Genomic DNA, 18,324 nt, shown 5'->3' with positions numbered 1-18,324 from the left:
CGGCCACCCGGTGGGGGGTCCCCGCGGTGTCGCGGGTCGCCCCCGGGACGTGTCCTCGAAGCAGGCTCCCCGAGAACCGGCGCCCCGGCGAGCGGGCACACCCACCAAAACCCCGGGCTTTCGAAACACGGCCTAAGTCGAGGGTGAGTCCGAATGCCCTGCCCGGGGGCGCGGAGCGCTGCTAGCGTCGCCGGGGTGAGCTTCTCCGACGGCGGCTCGGACGAGCCGCGGCGCAGCGACCCGGGCGGTGTCGTCGACAGCCCGCTGGGTTTCGTCGCCGAGCACATCCGCCGCTACGTGGAGTCCGGCGGCACCGAGACCGAGGTGGTCGACGGGCTGGACATGCTGCTGCTGACCACCCGCGGCCGCCGCTCGGGCAAGCGCAGGCGCACCGCCCTGGTCTACGGTCTCGACGAGGAGGGCCGCTACGTCCTGGTGGCCTCCAACGGCGGCGCCCCGGCGGACCCGGCGTGGTACCTGAACCTGTTGGCCGACGGCGAGGTCGAACTCCAGGTGGGGCCGGACCGGTTCGTCGCCAGGGCCCGCCGGGCGACCGCGGAGGAGAAGCCGAGGCTGTGGCACCTGATGACGTCCCTGTGGCCGGACTACGACACCTACCGGGCCAAGGCGCCCCGGGAGATCCCGCTGGTGGTGGTCGAACCCCTCCGGTGACCGAGGTCGTGCCGTTCGCCGCACCGGGCGAAGGCCCGTACGGCATCGCCCAGACCGCCCCCGACGCGCTGTGGGTGACCCTCGTGCACGCCGACGCCGTCGTGCGCCGCGCCCCCGACGGGGCGTGCACCCGGTTCGACCTGGACCCGGGGGCGGCGCCGACGACGATCGTGCCCGCCCCGGACGGCTCGGTCTGGTTCAGCCGCCACGGCGACGGCCACCTGGGCCGGATCACCCCGGACGGCTCGGTGACCTCGGTGCCGGTCCCCGGTGTCCCCTACGGCCTGGCCCTCACCGGCGACGGGTCGCTGTGGTTCACCGACACCGAGGACCACCGGGTCGGGGTGCTCACCCCCAGCGGCGCGGTCGAGGTGGTGGACCTGCCCGCCGACTGCTTCCCCGCCGGTCTCGCCGTGGGCCCGGACCAGGCGCTGTGGTGCACCCTCAACCAGGCGAACGCCCTGGCCCGGATCTCCCCCGACCGCACGGTGACCGTGCACCCGCTGCCCACCCCGGACGCCGGACCGGTGGGCATCACCTGCTCCGGTGGGCACCTGTGGTTCGTCGAGATCGGCGCGGGCGCCCTGGGCCGGGTCGGCCCCGGTGGGCGCGTCCGCGAGCACCCCCTGCCCGACCGCGACGCCCGCCCGCACGCCATCGCCCCGGACGGGGCGGGCGGCTGCTGGTTCACCGAGTGGGGCGCCGCGCGCCTCGGGCACGTCGACCCGCGCGGGGCCGTCACCCACGCCCCGCCGCTGCCCGCGGGCTCGGAACCCCACGGCCTGTCGGTGTGGGGGCAGCGGGTGTGGGTGGCACTGGAGTCCGGCGAACTGGCCCGCGTCACCGCGAACCGCTGAACCCCACCACCCCGAACCACCCGCGCCAACCGTCCCCGCCCCAAGCCCACAGGCCCAGGCACACCGGCGCAGCGGCCGGCCTGCCACCGCAGCGGCCCGCCTGCCACTCACGAACCGCCCCCTGGCAACCAGCCACCGCGAACCCACCAGGCACAGCAGGCGACCACCCCCGCAACCGCCTGCCCGGCTAAGCAGACACCTGGGTGGGTGGTTCTGCTTGGGTGGGGGAGGCGATCACGTGCAAGCCTGCCCGGGCAGTGGGGCGCTCTTTTCGCCCCATTCGGTCACGCCGGGCACGTGATCGCCGTAGGGGCCCCGCCCAAGCAGAACCACCCACCCAGGCGCCGAGGACAAAATCCCGGCCCTTGCGAAGACACGAGTGAGCTGTCGAGCAGCGAGCCACACCCCGGCGAGCTAGACCCCGGCGGGCAGGGCCTTGACCATGCTGGTGGCGTAGGAGTCGAGCAGCGCGCACGCCTCCTCCACCGTCCCCGTCGAGGCCAGCACCGTCATCGAGACCCGCTCGGCCGGGGCGGTGTCGAGGACGTACTGGCAACCCGCGGTGCCCTGGTAGCGCAGCCGCTTGCCCTCCCGCCCGCCCGGCGACATCGTGTCCACCGCGAACGCCTTGTTGTCCTGCACGGTCGGGAACTCGGCGCTGGCGATGATGGTGACGTTGACCTGGTGGTCGAACTTCTTCTCCTCCCCGTGCACCCAGCGGCAGTCGCGGTAGCCGTCGTCGCGGGCCGGGCCGGGGGTGGCGGGGCGCAGCCCGGCTTCGGAGACCGCCGAGGCGGGCAGCAGGGTGCACGGGTCGGCGAGCCGCAGCGGCCCGTCCCCGATGGGGGCGGGCGGCGGGGGGCCGGTGGGTTCGTCGGCCGAACACCCGGCGGCGAACAGGGACAACACCACAGCCGTCACAGCGGCGAACGATCGCACAGTCATTCCTGCTCCACCAACAGGCGCTTGACGACCTTGCCGGTCGCGTTGCGCGGGACCTTTCGGACGAAGATTACGTCCCTCGGCACCGAGTAGCGCTCGAGGTGCTCGTGGATGAACTCCTGCACCGCCGTCACGCCGAGCCGGGCACCTGGTTTGAGGGCCAGGTAGGCCGCGAAGCGCTGCCCGAACTCGTGGTCGGCGACGCCCACCACGGCGACGTCGGCGACCTCGTCGATGGACAGCAGCAGTTCCTCCACCGGGCGGGGGAACACGTTCTCGCCACCGGAGACGATCATGTCGTCGTCGCGGCCGGAGACGAACAGCCGCCGGTCGGCGTCGAGGTAGCCGCGGTCGCCGGTGACCATCAGGTCGTCGTGCATCTCGGAGGTGGCGCCGCAGGTGTAGCCCTCGAACAGCATCTCGTTGCCCACGCAGATGCGCCCGACCGCGCCGGGGGGCAGCGGGTTCCCGTCGGCGTCGAGGATGCCGACCTTGGTGCCGACCGGGCAGCGGCCCGCGGTGGCGGGGGCGGCGCGCAGGTCGGCGGGGGTGGCGATGGAGGCCCAGGACACCTCGGTGGACCCGTAGAGGTTGTAGAGGACCTCGCCGAAGGTGTCCATGAAGGAGGTGACCAGCGACCCGGGCAGCGCCGAGCCGCTGGAGGCCACGACCCGCAGCGAGGAGGTGTCGTGGCGCTCGCGCACGTGCGCGGGCAGGTCCATGATCCGTTGCAGCATGACCGGGACGGCGAAGAAGGCGGTGATGCGCTGTTCGGCGATGACGCGCAGCGCGGCTTCCGGGTCGAACCGCCGTTGCAGGGTCATGGTGGCGTGCAGCGGCATGCACAGTTGCATCCCGGCCAGGCCCCAGGTGTGGAACAGGGGCGCGGAGACCAGCATGCGCTCCCCGGCGCGCAGCGGGATGCGGGAGAGCACCGCGGCGGCGGCGCTGAGACCCGACGGGGTGCGGCGGCGGGCGCCCTTGGGGGTGCCGGTGGTGCCGGAGGTGAGCACGATGATCCGCCCCGGTTGGGCGGGCGGGTGGATCGGCGCGGGTGAGCCGTCGGCGACGAGGGCGTCGGTGGTCAGGTCCCCGGGGGCGGCCGACCAGGTGGAGATCCAGGTCAGCGAGCGGGGCAGGTGGTGGAACAGCGGGGCGAACTCGGCGTCGGCGAGCAGGGCGATCGGCCGGTGCTCGGCGACGAGGTCGGCGACCTGGTCGGCGGACAGGCCGGTGTTGAGCAGCACCACGTCGGCGCCGAGCTTGCCGCAGGCGATGGTGGACTCCACCAGCCCGGCGTGGTTGCGGCACATCACCGCCACCCGGCGGCCCTGGCGGACCCCGCGTTCGGCGAGGGCGTTGGCCAGGCGGGTGGTGCGGGCGTCGACCTCGGCGTAGGTGAGGCCGCCGCGTTCGTCGCGCACGGCCAGGGCGTCGGGGACGCGGGCGGCCGCGGCCCGGTAGCCGCCGACGAGGGTGGCGCCCCACCGGGACAGCTCGCCGAGCTGGCGGACGACCCGGTCCGGGCGGCCGGGGCCCAGGACCCCGGCGCGGGCGAGGGTGCGGGCCACGGTGAGCGCGGTCTGGCCCCGGGCGGCCTGGTCGATGCGGGTGGGCGAGACGGTCAGCGCGCGCCCGGCCAGGTGGTGGTCCATGAGGGCGAGGGCCTTGCGGATGCGCTTGCGCGTCCAGGAGGGGGTGAGCACGGTCCCGGCGGTCAGCGAGTCCGGCAGCGACAGCATCACCTGCACGCGGGTGCGTTCGCGGCCGCCCGCGTCGCCCCGGACGCTCTCAAGGCGGACGCTGAGGTGCCCGTCGTGCCAGCGGGGGCTGATCAGCACCAGGTGTTCGCGGGGGCGGCTGACGAGGACCTCGACCTCGTCGGGCACCGGTGGCCTGCCGCGCACGCTGAACCGCACCCGGTAGCGGGGGTTGCGCGTGTGCGCGGCCACGCGTTCGGCGGTGGCGACCTCGCGGACGTAGCGGGAGTAGAGGGCGGGGTCCCCGATCAGTTCCCAGACCTGCTCCGGGGCGTGACCGAGGACCTGCTCCACCTCGACGAGCTCGGTCGGCATGTTCCTCCGTACGACCCGGTGCCCTCAGGGTCACCCCTGGTTCACCGGGTTGTTATCAGCCGCCCACCAACGGGTGCAAGCATGGCGTGGGCCAAATGGCCCAACACGGAGGAAGATCACTCGCACGGCCCAGCCGAATCCCCTGGTTACCGGGCGGTTGTGACGCTCCGGATTTGCCCGGGGGCAACCAAAGCGAGGTGACCGATTGTCACTGCTTTGGCGGGATCACCACCGTTCCAGTGGCCCGGGTGATCACGATCGGGGGATCGAGGACGTCGGCGGCGGAGGGGCCGCGATCGGGGGCGGCGCGGCAGACCACGCGGGCCTCGAACTCCATGCCGCGCGAGCGGGTGCCCACCCGCACCAGGGTCGCGGTGGCCTCGACGACGTCACCGGCGTGCAGCGGGGCGAGGAACTGCACCCCGGTGTACCCGGCGAAGAGCCCTTCGTCGGCGTCGGTGCGCACGCACAGCTCGGTGGCCACGTCGCCGAACAGGCCCAGCCCGTAGGCGCCGTCGACGAGGTTGCCGCCGTAGTGGGCGTGCGAGTGCGGCACGTAGCGGCGGTGGGTGACCGAGGTCCCCTCGGTGGGGTGCTGGGGGTTCATGCCGGTACCGCTGTCCTCTCGGTGATGGCGTGCACGAGGTAGCTGGCGACCTCGCCGGGGGTGGTGCCGCGGCCGAAGACCCGGTCGACGCCGAGTTCGGCGGACATCAGCGGGTCGAACCGGGGGCCACCGGCGATGAGCAGCGGGCAGTGCGCCCCGGTGGCCTCGCGGAACGCCGCGGACATCTCCTGGGTGTTGAGGATGTGCGCGTCGCGCTGGGTGACCACCTGCGAGACCAGCACCGCGTCGGCCTTCTCGGCGCGGGCGCGGCGGACCAGGTCGGGCACGGTGACCTGTGCGCCGAGGTTGACCACCCGCAGCTCCCGGTAGTACTCCAGCCCCTTCTCCCCGGCGAAGCCCTTGATGTTGAGGATCGCGTCGATGCCCACGGTGTGCGCGTCGGTGCCGATGCACGCCCCGACCACGACGAGCTTGCGCCGCAGCCGCCGCTTGAGGGCGGCGTTGACCTCCGCGGGCGGCAGCAGCGGGTAGTCGCGTTCGACGACCCGCACGGCGTCGAGGTCGACGAGGTGGGTGACCGAGCCGTAGACGACGAAGAAGGTGAAGTCGGTGCCGATGGGGTGCGAGTGCACGACCATGGCCGGGTCCATGCCCATCTTGTTCGCGAGCTGCTGCGCGGCGCCGTCGGCGCGGGGCCCGTGCGGCACGGGCAGGGTGAAGGAGAGCTGGGCCATGCCGTCGCCGGTGGTGTCGCCGTAGGGGCGGACGTGGCGGGGCCGCGGTGCCCCCGCGGGGTCGTTCTGGGTCACCGCGTCGCCCTTCGTCGTGTTGTCGTCCACCGGGTCACTCCCCGTCGAGCAGGGTGGTGGCGGGGTTGAGGTAGCCCTCGGCCTTCTCCACGACGCCGTCGGCGCCCTTGCCCCGGTCGGCGGGGCGCTTCATCAGCCCGAAGGTGCCGCGGCCGATGGCGGTCAGCAGCCCGTCGTCGACGACGCGTTCGAGCAGGTCGACGGCTTCGCCGAGGACCTGGTGGGCGCGCTTGACGATGAGCCCGTCGGGGGCGGGGCGGAAGTCCTCGGCGAGGGTCCCGGCCGCCTCCAGCACGTAGCGGACGTTGCCCAGGGCCAGGTCGCGGTCGGACAGGAACGGGGTCACCACCGCCTCGGTCATCATCCCCACGAGCAGGATCGACTGGCCGGTGAGGACCCCGGCGAGGTTGAAGAACCCGTCGAGCAGGTGCCCGTCGAACACGTTGCCGGTCATGTGCTTGGTCGGCGGCATCCACTTCAGCGGGGCGTCGGGGAACAGCTCGCGGGCCAGCAGCGCGTGCGCCAGCTCCAGCCGGAAGGAGTCGGGCACCTTCGGGTTGATCTCGAAGGCGTGCCCGAGGCCCAGCAGCTCGTCGGGCAGCCCGGCCTCGTGGGCGAAGCGCTCGTTGAGCAGTTGGGAGACGGTGACGGTGTGCGCGGCGTCCACGGCGTCGTCGGTGGTGAGGTAGTTGTCCTCGCCGGTGTTGATGATGATCCCGGCGCGGGCGTGGACCTGGCGGGAGAACCGCTGGTCGACGAAGGTGCGGACGGGGTTGATGTCGCGGAAGAGGATGCCGTACATGGAGTCGTTGAGCATCATGTCGAGCCGTTCGAGCCCGGCGAGGACGGCGATCTCGGGCATGCACAGCCCGGAGGCGTAGTTGGTGACCCGCACGTAGCGGCCCACCTCGCGTGACACCTCGTCCATCGCCGCGCGCATGATGCGGAAGTTCTCCTGGGTGGCGTAGGTGCCCGCGAACCCGTGGTGGGTGGCGCCCTCGGGCACGTAGTCCAGCAGCGACTGCCCGGTGGAACGGATGACGGCGATGATGTCGGCGCCTGCGCGGGCGGCGTTGGCGGCCTGCACCACGTCCTCGTCGATGTCGCCGGTGGCCACGATCAGGTAGATCCACGGCCGCCGCGGCGGGTCCCCCAGCCTGGTGACGAGCTTGTCGCGGGTGGCCCGGTTGCGGTCGACGGTGCGCAGCCCCCTGGCCACCGCGGTGCGGGCTGCCCTGCCCGCGCGGGTCGCGGCGGCCCCGGTGGGCAGGGTGAAGCGCACCTGACCGGCGGCGGTGGCCTCGGCGAGGTCGGTCAGCGAGCCCAGGTCGTGCTCGCGCAGGGCGTGGAACACCGGCAGCACCACCCCGTGCTCCAGGCCGCAGTGCTCGCCGACGGTGTCGACGACCCGGTTGACCCACGGCACGTCCCCGGCGCGGTGGGCGGTGTCGGCGCCGGTGATCCCGGCCAGGCGCAGCGTGGCCCGCTCCACCGCGACGGTGGTGTGCGCGCGGGCCAGCGCCACCACCGGTTCGGCGGCGCGGGCGGCCAGGTCCCTGGCGCGGGACACCACGGCCGGGTCGAGGTCAAGAAGCGGCATGGGTCTCCTCCTCGTCGCGGGAGCGGTCGTAGAGGGTCCGACCGCTGTGCACGGTGCGCAGGCACACGGGCAGCTCGGCGCCGGGGTCCAGCGGCGGCAGCCCGGGGACGCGGGAGCGCGGGTCGGTCGACCAGCGCCGCACGCGGGAATCGGTGCCCGCGGTGACCAGTTCGCCTGCCTGCCACACCGCGTAGGTGGCCGGGGCGCCGGGCACGAGCGTGCCGGTGACCCCGTCGTCGACGCCCGCGGCGCGCCACCCGCCGCGGGTGTGGGCGGTGAACGCCGCCCGGGGTGAGAGCCCGGCGCCGTCGGTGCGGTGGTGCACCGCGGCGCGGACGGTGGCCCACGGGTCCAGCCGGGTCACCGGGGCGTCGGAGCCCAGGGCCAGGACCACCCCGGCGGCGGCGAGCCGCGACAGCGGGTTGAGCGCCGTGCCGCGCTCGGGGCCGAGCCGGTCGGCGTACATGCCGTCCGGGCCGCCCCAGGTGGCGTCGAACAGCGGCTGCACCGAGGCCACCACACCCCACTGGCCCAGCCTGTCGGCCTGCTCGGCGGTGACCATCTCCAGGTGCTCCAGGCGGTGGCGCGACCCGGCCAGCGCCGCGCGGCCCACCCGCTGCTCGGCCAGGTCGAACCCGGCGACGACCTCGGCGACCGCGCCGTCGCCGATGACGTGGAACCCGGCCTGGATGCCCGCCTCGGTGCACACCACCAGGTGCTCGGCGACCGCCACCGCGTCGAGGTACAGCGCCCCGGAGGTGTCGGGGGCGTCGGCGTAGGGGGAGCACAGGGCCGCGGTGCGCGAGCCGAGGGCGCCGTCGACGAACAGGTCACCGGCCAGCCCGCGCACCCCCAGCTCGGCGGCCAGCGACGCCGGTGCCCGCTCACCCCAGTAGCCCACCACCTCGGGCCGGTCCCCGCCGCCGCGGGCGAGCAGGGCGGCCAGGTCGTCGCGGCCGGAGATGTGCGGACCGGCGCACTCGTGCACCGCGGCCACCCCCATCGCCGCGGCGTGGCGCAGGAACCCGTCCTGCGCGGCGGCCCGCTGCGCCGGGGTGATCGCCTCCTGCGCTGCCCGGCGCACCCGGTGGTGCGCGTCGCGGGTCAGCGGCCCGGTGGGGTCGAACCCGTCGTCGCCGCGCACCGCGGGCACCCGGCCCAGCAGCGCGGAGGACACCAGCGCGGAGTGCACGTCGACCCGCGACAGGTACACCGGGGCCCCGGCGCAGGCCAGGTCGATCTCCGCGCGCGTCGGCGGGCGCTTGTCCGGCCACGCCGTCTCGTCCCACCCGTGCCCCCACACCGGGGCGCCGTCGGTGGCGCGCACGTGCGCGGCCAGCGCGTCGAGGCACTCGGCCACCGACGCGCACCCGGTCAGGTCCAGGCCGGTGCGCAGCAGCCCGGCGGAGGTGGCGTGCACGTGCGCGTCGACGAACGCCGGGGCCACGAACGCCCCGTCCAGCTCCACCACCTCGGCGTCGGGGTGCAGGGTGCGGCCCACGGAGTCCTGCCCGAGCCACACCACGACACCGCCCCGCACGGCCATCGCGGTGGCGTGCGGGTCGGCCGGGGAGTGGACCCGCCCGCCGAGCAGCAGGGTGGTCGAGGGCTTCTCAGCGCTGGTCATGGGGTGTGAGTCTGCCGCTCCCGGGCGGCGAACAGCGCCCGCACCCCGGGCTCGGCGCGGTAGAGCGACAGCGCGAACTCCGCGTGCCCGGGCACGTACCCGTTGCCCACCAGCATCCGCACGTCCGCGGCCACCCCCTCCGCGCCCAGCGCCGCGGCGGTGAACGACGTCGCCATGGAGAAGAACACCACCGTGCCGCCGTCGGCGGTGGCCAGGACCGCCCCGTGCTCGCAGCCGGGCACGTCCACGCACACCACGGTCACACCCACCGGCTCCCCCACCGCCTCGGCCACCGCCACCGGGTCCCGGGCGTCGGCGAGCACGACCTCGTCGGCCAACCCGGCCGCGCGCACCGCGGCGGCCTCGGCCTCGGTCGGCACCAGCGCCACCACCCGACCGGCCCCCGCGGCCCGGGCGGCGGTCAGCGACAGCGACCCGGACTTGCCGCCGCCGCCCAGCACGCACACCGACGCCCCCGCCCCGGCCTCGCGCACCACCCGGTCGGTCAGCGCGGGCGCCCCGCACACGTCCAGCACCGACAGCGCCACCGCGTCGGGCAGGTCCGGCGGCAGCACCGCGGCGATGGACCGGCCGAACAGCACCGCGGTCCCCGCGCACGGCACCTGCTCGGACTCCCCGTCCCACCGCGCCAGCCCGTCGGTGATCCGCAGCGGGGTCAGCGACAACGACACCAGCGTGGCGACCCGGTCCCCGACGCGCAGGCCCAGCGGGGACCGCGGACCGACCGCGCGCACCGTGCCCAGCAGCATCCCGCCCGACCCGGTCACCGGGTTCTGCATCTTCCCGCGCTCGGCGACGACCGCCGCCACCGCGGCCCGCACCCGCGCCCCGGAGCCGTGCTCCTCGCGCAGTTGCCGGAAGGAGGCGGCGTCGAGGTTGAGCACCTCCACGTCGAGCACCACCTCGTCCGGCCACGGCGTCGGGTCGGGGTCGAGCCGCCGCGCCCGCTGGGGCAGCACCCCCGGCTCGTCGAGCACCCGGTGCAGCCCCAGCGGGGAACCGACCGTCCTCGTCGCCGCAGCACCCACAGCGCCCACCCCTCCTTGCCGAAAAATTTACGTCCAGACAGCCATATGACAGCATATCTTCACGCAACCCTATCGGCGAGGAGTAGAGATGACCGCACTGGACGATCACTCCGTGATCACGGACCCCGCGACCCGGGGCAGTGGCCAGCCCTACGACTACGTCCGCCGCGAACTCGTCGAACCCGACTGGCGGCGCTTCCCCGGCTGGCGCGACGTCACCGAGGCCCAGTGGCGCGACGCGCAGTGGCAGCGGGCGCACTGCGTCAAGAACCCCACCCAGCTCCGCGGCGTCGTCGGCGACCTGCTCACCGAGGACTTCTACACCGACCTGGCCGCCGACCAGGCGAACCTGGCCACGATGTCGATGCTCATCCCCCCGCAGATGCTCAACACCATGGCCCCCGACGCCCCCACCACCCCCGCGGCGTTCACCGCAGCCTTCCTCGCCGACCCCATCCGCAACTACATGCTCCCCGTCGCCACCGACCGCGACCCCACCTGGCCGAGCCACCCCCACTCCACCCGCGACTCCCTGCACGAGGCGGAGATGTGGGTCGTGGAGGGCCTGACCCACCGCTACCCCACCAAGGTCCTCGCCGAACTGCTCTCCACCTGCCCCCAGTACTGCGGGCACTGCACCCGCATGGACCTCGTCGGCAACTCCACCCCCCAGGTCGACAAGCACCGGCTCACCCTCAAACCGGTCGACCGGCAGGAACGTATGATCGACTACCTCCGGGCCACCCCCGGCGTCCGCGACGTCGTCGTCTCCGGCGGCGACGTGGCCAACGTGCCCTGGAAGCAACTCGAGTCGTTCCTCATGCGACTGCTCGACATCCCCACCGTGCGCGACATCCGCCTCGCCACCAAGGCCTTCGCCGCCCTGCCGCAGCACTGGCTGCAACCCACCGTCGTCGAAGGACTCGAACGCGTCGCCCGCACCGCCCGCCGCCGCGGGGTCAACCTCGCCATCCACACCCACGTCAACCACGCCCAGACCCTCACCCCGCTGGTCGCCGAAGCCACCCGCACCGCCCTGGAGATCGGCGTCCGCGACGTGCGCAACCAAGGGGTGCTCATGCGCGGGGTCAACGCCACCCCCGAAGCCCTGCTCGACCTGTGCTTCGCCCTGCAGGGGGAGGCGAACATCCTCCCGTACTACTTCTACATGTGCGACATGATCCCCAACGCCGAGCACTGGCGGGTCGCGGTCTGGGAAGCCCAGCAACTCCAGCACGCCATCATGGGCTACCTGCCCGGCTACGCCACCCCGCGCATCATCTGCGACGTCCCCTACGTCGGCAAGCGCTGGGTGCACCAGCTCGCCGAGTACGACCGCGACCTGGGCGTGTCCTACTGGACCAAGAACTACCGGGCGGGCACCGAACGCCTCGAGGACGCCGACGTGCTCGACCGCCGCTACCCCTACTACGACCCCATCTCCACCCTCCCCGAATCGGGCAGGCGCCGCTGGGCCGACAACCCCCTCTGACCCCCTCTGACCCCCTCTGACCCCCTGCCGGTGCCCGCGCCCCGACGTCCTCGGACGAACCCGCCCGCGAGCGGTCCGCCCGACGGCGTCGGGACGCGGAGGTCCGGGCGAGACCCCCGGACGCGGCACACTGGAACGGTGACCGAGAAGAACCAGGAACTCGCCGACTTCCTGCGCCGCACACGCGGCCAGTGCGACCCCGCACGCGCCGGGCTGCCCGCCGACGCCCGCATCCGGCGGGTGCCGGGACTGCGCCGCGAGGAGGTGGCGCTGCTGGCAGGCGTCTCGACCGACTACTACGCCCGACTCGAACAGGGGCGGCGGATCGTCCCGTCCCCGTCCGTCCTCGACGCCCTCGGCCGCGCCCTGGGACTCGACCCGGCGGGCCAGGCCCACCTCGAAGACCTCATCGCCGCAGCGGGCAAACCCCCACGGCCCCGCGCACGCCCCGTCCAGCGCGTCCGCCCCGGGCTGCGCCAGCTCCTCGACAGCCTCGACGGCGAACCGGCGATGGTCCTCGGGCGCCGCACCGACATCCTCGCCACCAACCGGATGGCCCGGGCGCTGTTCGCCGACTTCGAAGCCCGCCCGCCCGCCGAGCGCAACTACGCCCGCTGGATGCTGCTCGACGAGGACGCCCGCACCCTGTTCGCCGACTGGGAACCCCAAGCCCGGGCCGCCGTGGAGAGCCTGCGCCTGGAACTCGGCGCCGACCCGCACGACCGGTCCACCGCAGACCTCGTGGCCGAACTGCGCACCACCAGCGCCGAATTCCCCGGCTGGTGGGACGAACACCGCGTCCACCAGCGCACCCACGGCTCCAAACGACTGCACCACCCCGTCGTCGGGGACCTCACCGTCGACTACGAAACCCTCACCCCGCCCGGCGACACCGACAGCACCCTCTACGTCTACACCGCCGAACCCGGGTCACCCTCCCGCCAAGCCCTCGACCTCCTCGCCAACTGGACGCTGTCCCCACCGTCGGACCCGGCCAGGAACACGCGCTAGCCCACCCCGGCCCACAGGCCACCCGCACGAGACCCACCTCACCAAGGTGCAGACACTGCAAACTTGCAGACACTGCACCCAACCGCGCTACCCTGTGCCCATGGCAACACCGGCCACCGCACGCACCGAGGGCCTGCGCGACCGCAAGAAGCGCGAAACCAGGACCGCCCTGTCCGACGCCGCCCTGGACCTCGCCGCCGAACGCGGCCTCGACCACGTCACCGTCGACGACATCGCCGAACGCGCGGGCGTCTCCACCCGCACCTTCTTCAACTACTTCCCCTCCAAGGAAGACGCCGTCCTCATCCCCGACGACGACCTCGGCACCCGCATCCGCACCATGGTCCTCAACCGACCCCGGCACGAACCACCCCTCACCGCCGTCCGCGAGATGCTCCTCGACGAGATCGGCACCGCCGACGTCGACCACCACCGCTGGGTGCTGCGCATGCAGGTCGTGCGACAACACCCCGACCTGCTCAACCGCGCCTTCCTCTCCGGCGCCGCCACCGAGCAACAACTCGCCCACGCCCTCGCCGAACGCCTCGACCTGCCCGCCGACCACACCTACCCGCGACTCGTCGCCGCCGCCGCGGGCGCCGCCTTCCGGGTCGCCATCACCCGCTGGTCCACCCCGACCGACCCACCCGTCCTCGCCGACGTCCTCAGCGAGGCCTTCCACCTGCTCGAACGCGGCCTGCCCGCACCGACCGAACAACCCTGACGAGGAGCGATGCCCGACACCACCACCGAGCCCGGCGCCACCGGACCCGACCCCACCGCCACACCCACCACCGGCGCCGACACCCCGGCCCCCCTCGGCCGCCGCGACGTCCTCCAAGCCATCTCCGGGCTGATGCTCGGCATGTTCATGGCCATCCTGGCCTCCACCATCGTCTCCAACGCACTGCCGCGCATCATCTCCGACCTCAACGGCAGCCAGTCCGTCTACACCTGGGTCGTCACCACCGAACTGCTCGCCATGACCGCCACCGTCCCCCTGTGGGGCAAGATGGCCGACCTCTACAGCCGCAAGCTGCTCATCCAGCTCTCCCTGGCGATGTTCGTCCTCGGCTCCCTCGTCGCGGGCTTCGCCCCCAACATCGAGGTCCTCATCGCCAGCCGCATCGCCCAGGGCCTCGGCGCGGGCGGCATCTCCGCACTGGCCACCATCGTGATGGCCGCGATGATCCCGCCCCGCGAACTCGGCCGCTACTCCGGCATCTTCGGCGCCGTGTTCGGCGTCGCCACCGTCGCCGGACCGCTCATCGGCGGCATCCTGGTCGACACCTCCTGGCTGGGCTGGCGCTGGTGCTTCTTCATCGGCGTCCCCTTCACCCTCGCCTCCATCGCCCTGCTGCAGAAGACCCTGCACCTGCCGGTCGTGCGCAAGGAGGTCACCATCGACTGGCTCGGCGCCGCGCTCATCGTCACCGGCGTGTCCACCCTGCTGGTGTGGTCCTCCCTGGCGGGCAACAAGTTCGCCTGGGCCTCCGGCTGGACCGCGCTGCTGGTCGCCGTGGGCGTCGTGCTGCTCGCCCTCGCCGTCTTCGTCGAGGGCCGCGCCAAGGACCCCGTCGTGCCCCTGTCGATCTTCCGCAACCGCACCGTCACCATGTCCATCATCGCCTCCGCCCTGGTCGGAGTGGCCATGTTCGGCGGCACCGTGTTCCTGTCGCAGTACTTCCAGATCGGGCACGGCATGTCCCCCACCAAGGCCGGGCTGCTCAGCCTGCCGCTGATCTTCGGCCTGCTGGTGTCCTCCACCGTCGCCGGGCAGTTGATCAGCAAGTACGGCCGCTGGAAGGCCTACCTCGTCGCGGGCGGCGTGATCATGGTCGCGGGCATGCTGCTGCTGTCCACCATCGGCGCGGGCACCGCCATCCCCCTGGTCGCGGTCTACATGGCCGTCCTCGGCGTCGGCGTCGGCCTGCTCATGCAGAACCTGGTGCTCGCCGCGCAGAACGACGTCCCCGCCAAGGACCTCGGCGCCACCACCTCCACCCTGACCTTCTTCCGCAGCCTCGGCGGCGCGGTCGGCGTCAGCGCCCTGGGCGCCGTCCTGGCGAACCGGATCAGCTCCGACTTCGCCGAGCGCTTCCCCGGCGCCCCCACCGGCGGCAGCTCCACCGCCGTCCCGGACCTGACCACCCTGCCCGAACCGGTCCGGCTGATCGTGCAGGACATCTACGGCTCGGCCACCGCCCACCTGTTCCTGGTGGCCACCCCGATCGCGGTCATCGCCGCCATCGCCGTCCTGCTCATCAAGGAAAAGCCCCTCATGACCCTCAGCGGCGACGAACGCCTGGCCGCCGAGATGGCGAACACCCACTAGGCACACCCGCCACAGGAGGGGGACCGGCTTGCCGGTCCCCCTCCTGTGCACCTGTCCCAGTGCGCCGCTTGTCCTGGCGGGTTCTTGCTTGGTCTGTTGTTGTGGGATGAGTTATTATCTTGATAGTTGATAGGCAATAAATGTTTCATAGGTTGAAACGGGGGAGTTCGCGAGCCGCCCGTGTCGACCGACCTCGTGGCCTGGTCCCTGATTCCCGCAACAGGCCCCGGAGGTCGTCACGGACCGGCACAACCGATGAACTCCTCGGCGACGGCGTCCGCGGTGCGCCAGATCCTGGCGAGGACCGAGGGGTCCTCGGCATCGACGCTGTCGTGGATCAGGCGCACCCGGGAGTGCTCGATGCGGCAGAACTCCGCCACCTCGACCCGGAGCTGGCGGTCGAGGTGGCGGTCGAGGCCCGCGGTGGCGAACTGCTCGGCTGAACTGCCCGCGAGCCCCAGTCACAGCGTGCTGCGCACCGCGAGGTTCGACCCCTCCCGGGTGTAGGCGAAGCCGTGGGCCCAGGTGCGTTCGATCCAACCCCTCAGCATCGCGGGCGGCCCCGACCACCAGACCGGGAAGACCGCGAGCACGTGATCGGTCCGCCCGATGCGCGCCTTGTGCCCTTCCACCTCGGGCGAGCCGGGCTTGTCCGGGTCCGCCCAGTCCGGTTCGTCCTCCGGCCGCATCCTCGGGTCGAAGCCCTCGGCGTACAGGTCCAGGAAGTCGATGTCGAACCCAGCGTGGACCAGCCGGGCCCGCACCCGCGCCGCGACCTGGCCGGTCAGCGAGCCCGCCCGGGGGTGGGCGAGCACCAGCAGGACCCGGTTCACCGGTTGACGTGCACCGACTTGTGCCTGCTCTCGGTGAAGGTGGCCGGGCGGCAGGCCGTCGTGCACCGGGCCATCGGGGCGGTGTCGGGATCGTCGAGCCGCCAGGAGGTCTCCACGCTCGCGCAGGCGCCGAGGTCGGCGATCTTCTCGGGGCGGGAGACGAGCGTGCGGGTGGCCACGTCGATGGTCTCGACCAGGATCTCGTCGTCGGCGACCTCGAAGTGCTCGTGCAGCAGCGCGATGCCGAACCGCCCCAGCATGCCGTGCTCGGCGAGCACCGCGCGGAGGTCGTCGAAGCAGGGCCGGTCCGCCTCGGTCAGCGGGGGCACGTCGTCGATGTCGGGCAGGGCGGGCAGCGGAAGTCCACCGATTCGGCTCACCATGGCTCCTCGGGTTGTGTCGGTGACGCAATCGTGCTGATCGGCGCCCGGCGCTGTCATCACTTTCGGTCAACCTCGGTCACACGTAAGATCACGGAGTGTGAGACCGGTCGAACGGGGGGTTCCGCCCGCGCCCACCGGGGCCCAGTGCGTCGACGACGTGGTGCGGCGACTGCGGGAGCTGCGGGCGTGGGCCGGGGTGTCCGAACGCGAGGTGCACCGCCGGGTGCGCCGCGCCCGGACCGGGCGCGGGGTCGCCGAGCTGCCCGCGTTCGACACCGTGCACCGCTGTTTCTCCCCAGGCCGCAAGCGCCTCAACGAAGACCTGGTGGTGGAGATCGCCGCCGTGCTCGGTGGCGACGCGCTCCGGTGGAGGCAGGCCCTGCAAGGGCTCGCCGGGGGGCGGTTGCCCGAGTCCCCGCGGTTGGGTGGTCGCGTGGAGCCGAGGTTGCTGCACCACTACTGGCACACCGCCGTGTCGGCGATGGACCGCTACGCCCCGTACGAGTGCCACCAGCGGCCGGTGGCCCACTCCCCCGCGCCGGTGTTCCGCTCGCGCGCGGACGCGACCGCGTGGCTCAACGCCGAGCGCCCCACCCTGGTCGCGGTCGCCGGAGCGCACAGCGCCGAGTTCTCGGAACTGCTGGGCCAGTACCTGGAAGGCGGTTGCCACTACCGGGATGCGGAGACCCTGCACGCCGCGGCGGCGCGGTCCTCGTGCCCGAGGACGAGGGCGAACGCGCTGAGGCGGCTCAGCGTCGTGCGGTGGAAGACAGGCCGGTACCCCGCGGCGCTGGCCTGCCTGCGGGAGGCGTTGACGCTGTTCCGCGCCTGCGGTGACCGCGCGGGTGAGGGGAAGGCGCTCAACAACCTGGGCAGCGTGTACCGCCGGATGGGCCGCCCGCGCGAGGCGTTGCGCTGTTACCCCCGGTCGATCGCGTTCGCCGGGCAGGCGGCGGATCGCGACGCCGAGGCCAACGCGCGGAACTGCCTGGGCATCCTCCACGCCTGGCTCGGCCGCCACCGCGCCGCGGAGGAGCAGCAACGGATCGCCCTCGACCTGTTCCGCGACATCGGCAACCAGTCGGGTGCCTGCCGGGTGTGGTGTGACCTCGGTGATGTGCTGATGCGCACCGGGAGGTACGACGCGGCCCTGCGGTGCTTCCCGCCCGCCATGGCCGCCGCGGCAGACGTCGGCGACCAGGTGGGTCTCGGCTTGGCCCTGGCCAGGGACTGGCTGGTGCGCGCCCGGCTCGGCACCGGGGCGTCGTCGGACCGCCTCGACCAGGCCCGGCGCATAGCGGCGGAAACCGGTGACTGCGCCCTGGAGTCCGAGATTCGGTATGGGCCCCGTGTGGTTCGCTGGTGACTTGTTCACGTCTGGTTGTGATTCAGGGCTCTGATATATCAAGATAGTTGATAGGGATTAGGTGTTTCAGAGGGTGATACACACGGTCACCCTCAACTGCCGGCGTGCGGGGGTCGCTGAGTACCGTTGCCGTGATCCCCGGGGGTGATCCGGTGTGGACGGTGGCGGCACGACACCGGTGAGCGGGGCTCGCTTCTCCCGGGAGGCGCCGCGACCGGCTTTCGGGTGTCGATCCCGACCGCCTGGGCGCGTCCTGGTACTACGATGGCGAACGGCTCGACGCGGGAGGCAGTGAGAGTGACCACCTGGACCGATGTGATCAACTACGTCCGCACGCGGTACGAGGTGCTGGAGGAGAACGAAAGCTGGCTCCGCTTCCGGCTCGACACCGAGGGCACCCGCACCCAGCAGGTCGCGGTCCACCACGTCCCCGACGCGGACGGTCGGGCGTGGCTGGAGATCTCCTCGGCCGTCGGTCGGGCCGACGCGGTCGACCAGCGCAGGCTGCTCGAACTCGCGGGCACGGCCCTCATCGGCGGGGCGGCCGTGTCGGGCGGCGTCGCGCTGCTCAAGCACACGGTGCCGCTGGAGGACCTGAGCGTCCTGGAGGAGTTCGAACGGCCGCTCAAGCTGCTCGTCGCCAGCGCGGACGCCTTCGAGCACGAGCTGACGAACGCCGACGACTTCTGACCGCGGTGGAGGGGG

Annotated in this window: 17 protein-coding genes; 8 read left to right on the top strand and 9 right to left on the bottom strand. The window is 72.9% G+C overall.

Annotated features, from left to right (window positions below; translation table 11 throughout):
• Window positions 1-195 precede the first annotated feature (195 nt).
• Both DFQ13_RS13595 and DFQ13_RS13590 read left to right on the top strand, forming a co-directional pair.
• Complete coding sequence (locus DFQ13_RS13595; protein WP_052021135.1) at window positions 196-672, top strand: nitroreductase/quinone reductase family protein; 477 nt, start codon at window positions 196-198, stop codon at window positions 670-672.
• Window positions 669-1,529, top strand: coding sequence for a Vgb family protein (locus tag DFQ13_RS13590; RefSeq protein WP_110080050.1), 861 nt, complete (start codon window positions 669-671; stop codon window positions 1,527-1,529). Before DFQ13_RS13595 ends, DFQ13_RS13590 begins: the two co-directional genes overlap by 4 nt.
• Before the next feature lie 414 nt (window positions 1,530-1,943).
• On the opposite strand, the gene DFQ13_RS13585 is transcribed toward DFQ13_RS13590, so the two are convergent.
• From DFQ13_RS13585 to kdd, 7 genes are all read right to left on the bottom strand, one after another.
• A complete protein-coding gene (locus DFQ13_RS13585) occupies window positions 1,944-2,474 on the bottom strand; it encodes a DUF3558 family protein (RefSeq protein WP_084175539.1) in 531 nt (176 codons plus the stop codon).
• A complete protein-coding gene (locus tag DFQ13_RS13580; RefSeq protein WP_035282272.1) occupies window positions 2,471-4,546 on the bottom strand; it encodes an AMP-binding protein in 2,076 nt (691 codons plus the stop codon). Before DFQ13_RS13580 ends, DFQ13_RS13585 begins: the two co-directional genes overlap by 4 nt.
• Window positions 4,547-4,754: 208 nt before the next feature.
• Window positions 4,755-5,153, bottom strand: a complete 399-nt coding sequence (kal, locus tag DFQ13_RS13575; protein ID WP_110080049.1) for a 3-aminobutyryl-CoA ammonia lyase — start codon at window positions 5,151-5,153, stop codon at window positions 4,755-4,757.
• The gene (gene kamE / locus DFQ13_RS13570) at window positions 5,150-5,953 is read right to left on the bottom strand and encodes a lysine 5,6-aminomutase subunit beta (protein WP_233438391.1); all 804 of its coding nucleotides are present in this window, start codon (window positions 5,951-5,953) and stop codon (window positions 5,150-5,152) included. Before kamE ends, kal begins: the two co-directional genes overlap by 4 nt.
• A 4-nt stretch (window positions 5,954-5,957) precedes the next feature.
• Complete coding sequence (kamD, locus tag DFQ13_RS13565) at window positions 5,958-7,523, bottom strand: lysine 5,6-aminomutase subunit alpha (RefSeq protein WP_110080048.1); 1,566 nt, start codon at window positions 7,521-7,523, stop codon at window positions 5,958-5,960.
• Window positions 7,510-9,150, bottom strand: coding sequence for an amidohydrolase (locus DFQ13_RS13560; protein ID WP_110080047.1), 1,641 nt, complete (start codon window positions 9,148-9,150; stop codon window positions 7,510-7,512). Before DFQ13_RS13560 ends, kamD begins: the two co-directional genes overlap by 14 nt.
• Window positions 9,147-10,208: an L-erythro-3,5-diaminohexanoate dehydrogenase gene (kdd, locus tag DFQ13_RS13555; RefSeq protein WP_233438390.1), complete on the bottom strand. Its 1,062-nt coding sequence runs from the start codon at window positions 10,206-10,208 to the stop codon at window positions 9,147-9,149. Before kdd ends, DFQ13_RS13560 begins: the two co-directional genes overlap by 4 nt.
• 79 nt (window positions 10,209-10,287) lie before the next feature.
• Between kdd and DFQ13_RS13550 the strand changes: the two genes are divergently transcribed.
• The 4 genes from DFQ13_RS13550 (at window position 10,288) to DFQ13_RS13535 (ending at window position 15,037) form a co-directional block, all read left to right on the top strand.
• Complete coding sequence (locus DFQ13_RS13550) at window positions 10,288-11,691, top strand: KamA family radical SAM protein (RefSeq protein ID WP_110080045.1); 1,404 nt, start codon at window positions 10,288-10,290, stop codon at window positions 11,689-11,691.
• Between the two features lie 138 nt (window positions 11,692-11,829).
• Entirely contained in the window at window positions 11,830-12,702 is an 873-nt protein-coding gene (locus DFQ13_RS13545) for a helix-turn-helix domain-containing protein (protein ID WP_110080044.1), read from the top strand.
• A 100-nt stretch (window positions 12,703-12,802) separates the two neighbouring features.
• On the top strand, window positions 12,803-13,426 hold the full coding sequence (locus tag DFQ13_RS13540; RefSeq protein ID WP_110080043.1) for an acyl-CoA-like ligand-binding transcription factor: 624 nt from the start codon (window positions 12,803-12,805) through the stop codon (window positions 13,424-13,426).
• A 132-nt stretch (window positions 13,427-13,558) separates the two neighbouring features.
• Window positions 13,559-15,037 carry an MDR family MFS transporter gene (locus tag DFQ13_RS13535; RefSeq protein WP_456049227.1) on the top strand — a complete coding sequence of 493 codons (1,479 nt, stop codon included), beginning with the start codon at window positions 13,559-13,561 and terminating at the stop codon, window positions 15,035-15,037.
• 461 nt (window positions 15,038-15,498) lie between these two features.
• On the opposite strand, the gene DFQ13_RS33835 is transcribed toward DFQ13_RS13535, so the two are convergent.
• The gene (locus DFQ13_RS33835) at window positions 15,499-15,870 is read right to left on the bottom strand and encodes an NAD(P)H-dependent oxidoreductase (RefSeq protein WP_181399965.1); all 372 of its coding nucleotides are present in this window, start codon (window positions 15,868-15,870) and stop codon (window positions 15,499-15,501) included.
• On the bottom strand, window positions 15,867-16,250 hold the full coding sequence (locus DFQ13_RS33830; RefSeq protein ID WP_181399964.1) for a hypothetical protein: 384 nt from the start codon (window positions 16,248-16,250) through the stop codon (window positions 15,867-15,869). Before DFQ13_RS33830 ends, DFQ13_RS33835 begins: the two co-directional genes overlap by 4 nt.
• A 100-nt stretch (window positions 16,251-16,350) precedes the next feature.
• On the opposite strand from DFQ13_RS33830, the gene DFQ13_RS13525 reads away from it, so the two are divergent.
• Both DFQ13_RS13525 and DFQ13_RS13520 read left to right on the top strand, forming a co-directional pair.
• Window positions 16,351-17,619, top strand: coding sequence for a tetratricopeptide repeat protein (locus tag DFQ13_RS13525; RefSeq protein WP_110080042.1), 1,269 nt, complete (start codon window positions 16,351-16,353; stop codon window positions 17,617-17,619).
• Between the two features lie 297 nt (window positions 17,620-17,916).
• Complete coding sequence (locus DFQ13_RS13520; protein WP_035284570.1) at window positions 17,917-18,309, top strand: hypothetical protein; 393 nt, start codon at window positions 17,917-17,919, stop codon at window positions 18,307-18,309.
• Window positions 18,310-18,324 lie beyond the last annotated feature (15 nt).

The sequence above is a fragment of the Actinokineospora spheciospongiae genome (assembly GCF_003182415.1).
Classification (GTDB): domain Bacteria; phylum Actinomycetota; class Actinomycetes; order Mycobacteriales; family Pseudonocardiaceae; genus Actinokineospora; species Actinokineospora spheciospongiae.
The sequence above is the reverse complement of the archived record's forward strand: the minus strand, read 5'-3'. Positions and strand labels throughout refer to the sequence as shown.

Bases quoted from the DNA above. Each gene is read 5' to 3' on its own strand.
- DFQ13_RS13585 (WP_084175539.1), bottom strand. From the start codon at position 2,474: ATGACTGTGCGATCGTTCGCCGCTGTGACGGCTGTGGTGTTGTCCCTG.
- DFQ13_RS13580 (WP_035282272.1), bottom strand. From the start codon at position 4,546: ATGCCGACCGAGCTCGTCGAGGTGGAGCAGGTCCTCGGTCACGCCCCG.
- kal (WP_110080049.1), bottom strand. From the start codon at position 5,153: ATGAACCCCCAGCACCCCACCGAGGGGACCTCGGTCACCCACCGCCGC.
- kamD (WP_110080048.1), bottom strand. From the start codon at position 7,523: ATGCCGCTTCTTGACCTCGACCCGGCCGTGGTGTCCCGCGCCAGGGAC.
- DFQ13_RS13560 (WP_110080047.1), bottom strand. From the start codon at position 9,150: ATGACCAGCGCTGAGAAGCCCTCGACCACCCTGCTGCTCGGCGGGCGG.
- DFQ13_RS13550 (WP_110080045.1), top strand. From the start codon at position 10,288: ATGACCGCACTGGACGATCACTCCGTGATCACGGACCCCGCGACCCGG.
- DFQ13_RS13540 (WP_110080043.1), top strand. From the start codon at position 12,803: ATGGCAACACCGGCCACCGCACGCACCGAGGGCCTGCGCGACCGCAAG.
- DFQ13_RS13535 (WP_456049227.1), top strand. From the start codon at position 13,559: ATGCTCGGCATGTTCATGGCCATCCTGGCCTCCACCATCGTCTCCAAC.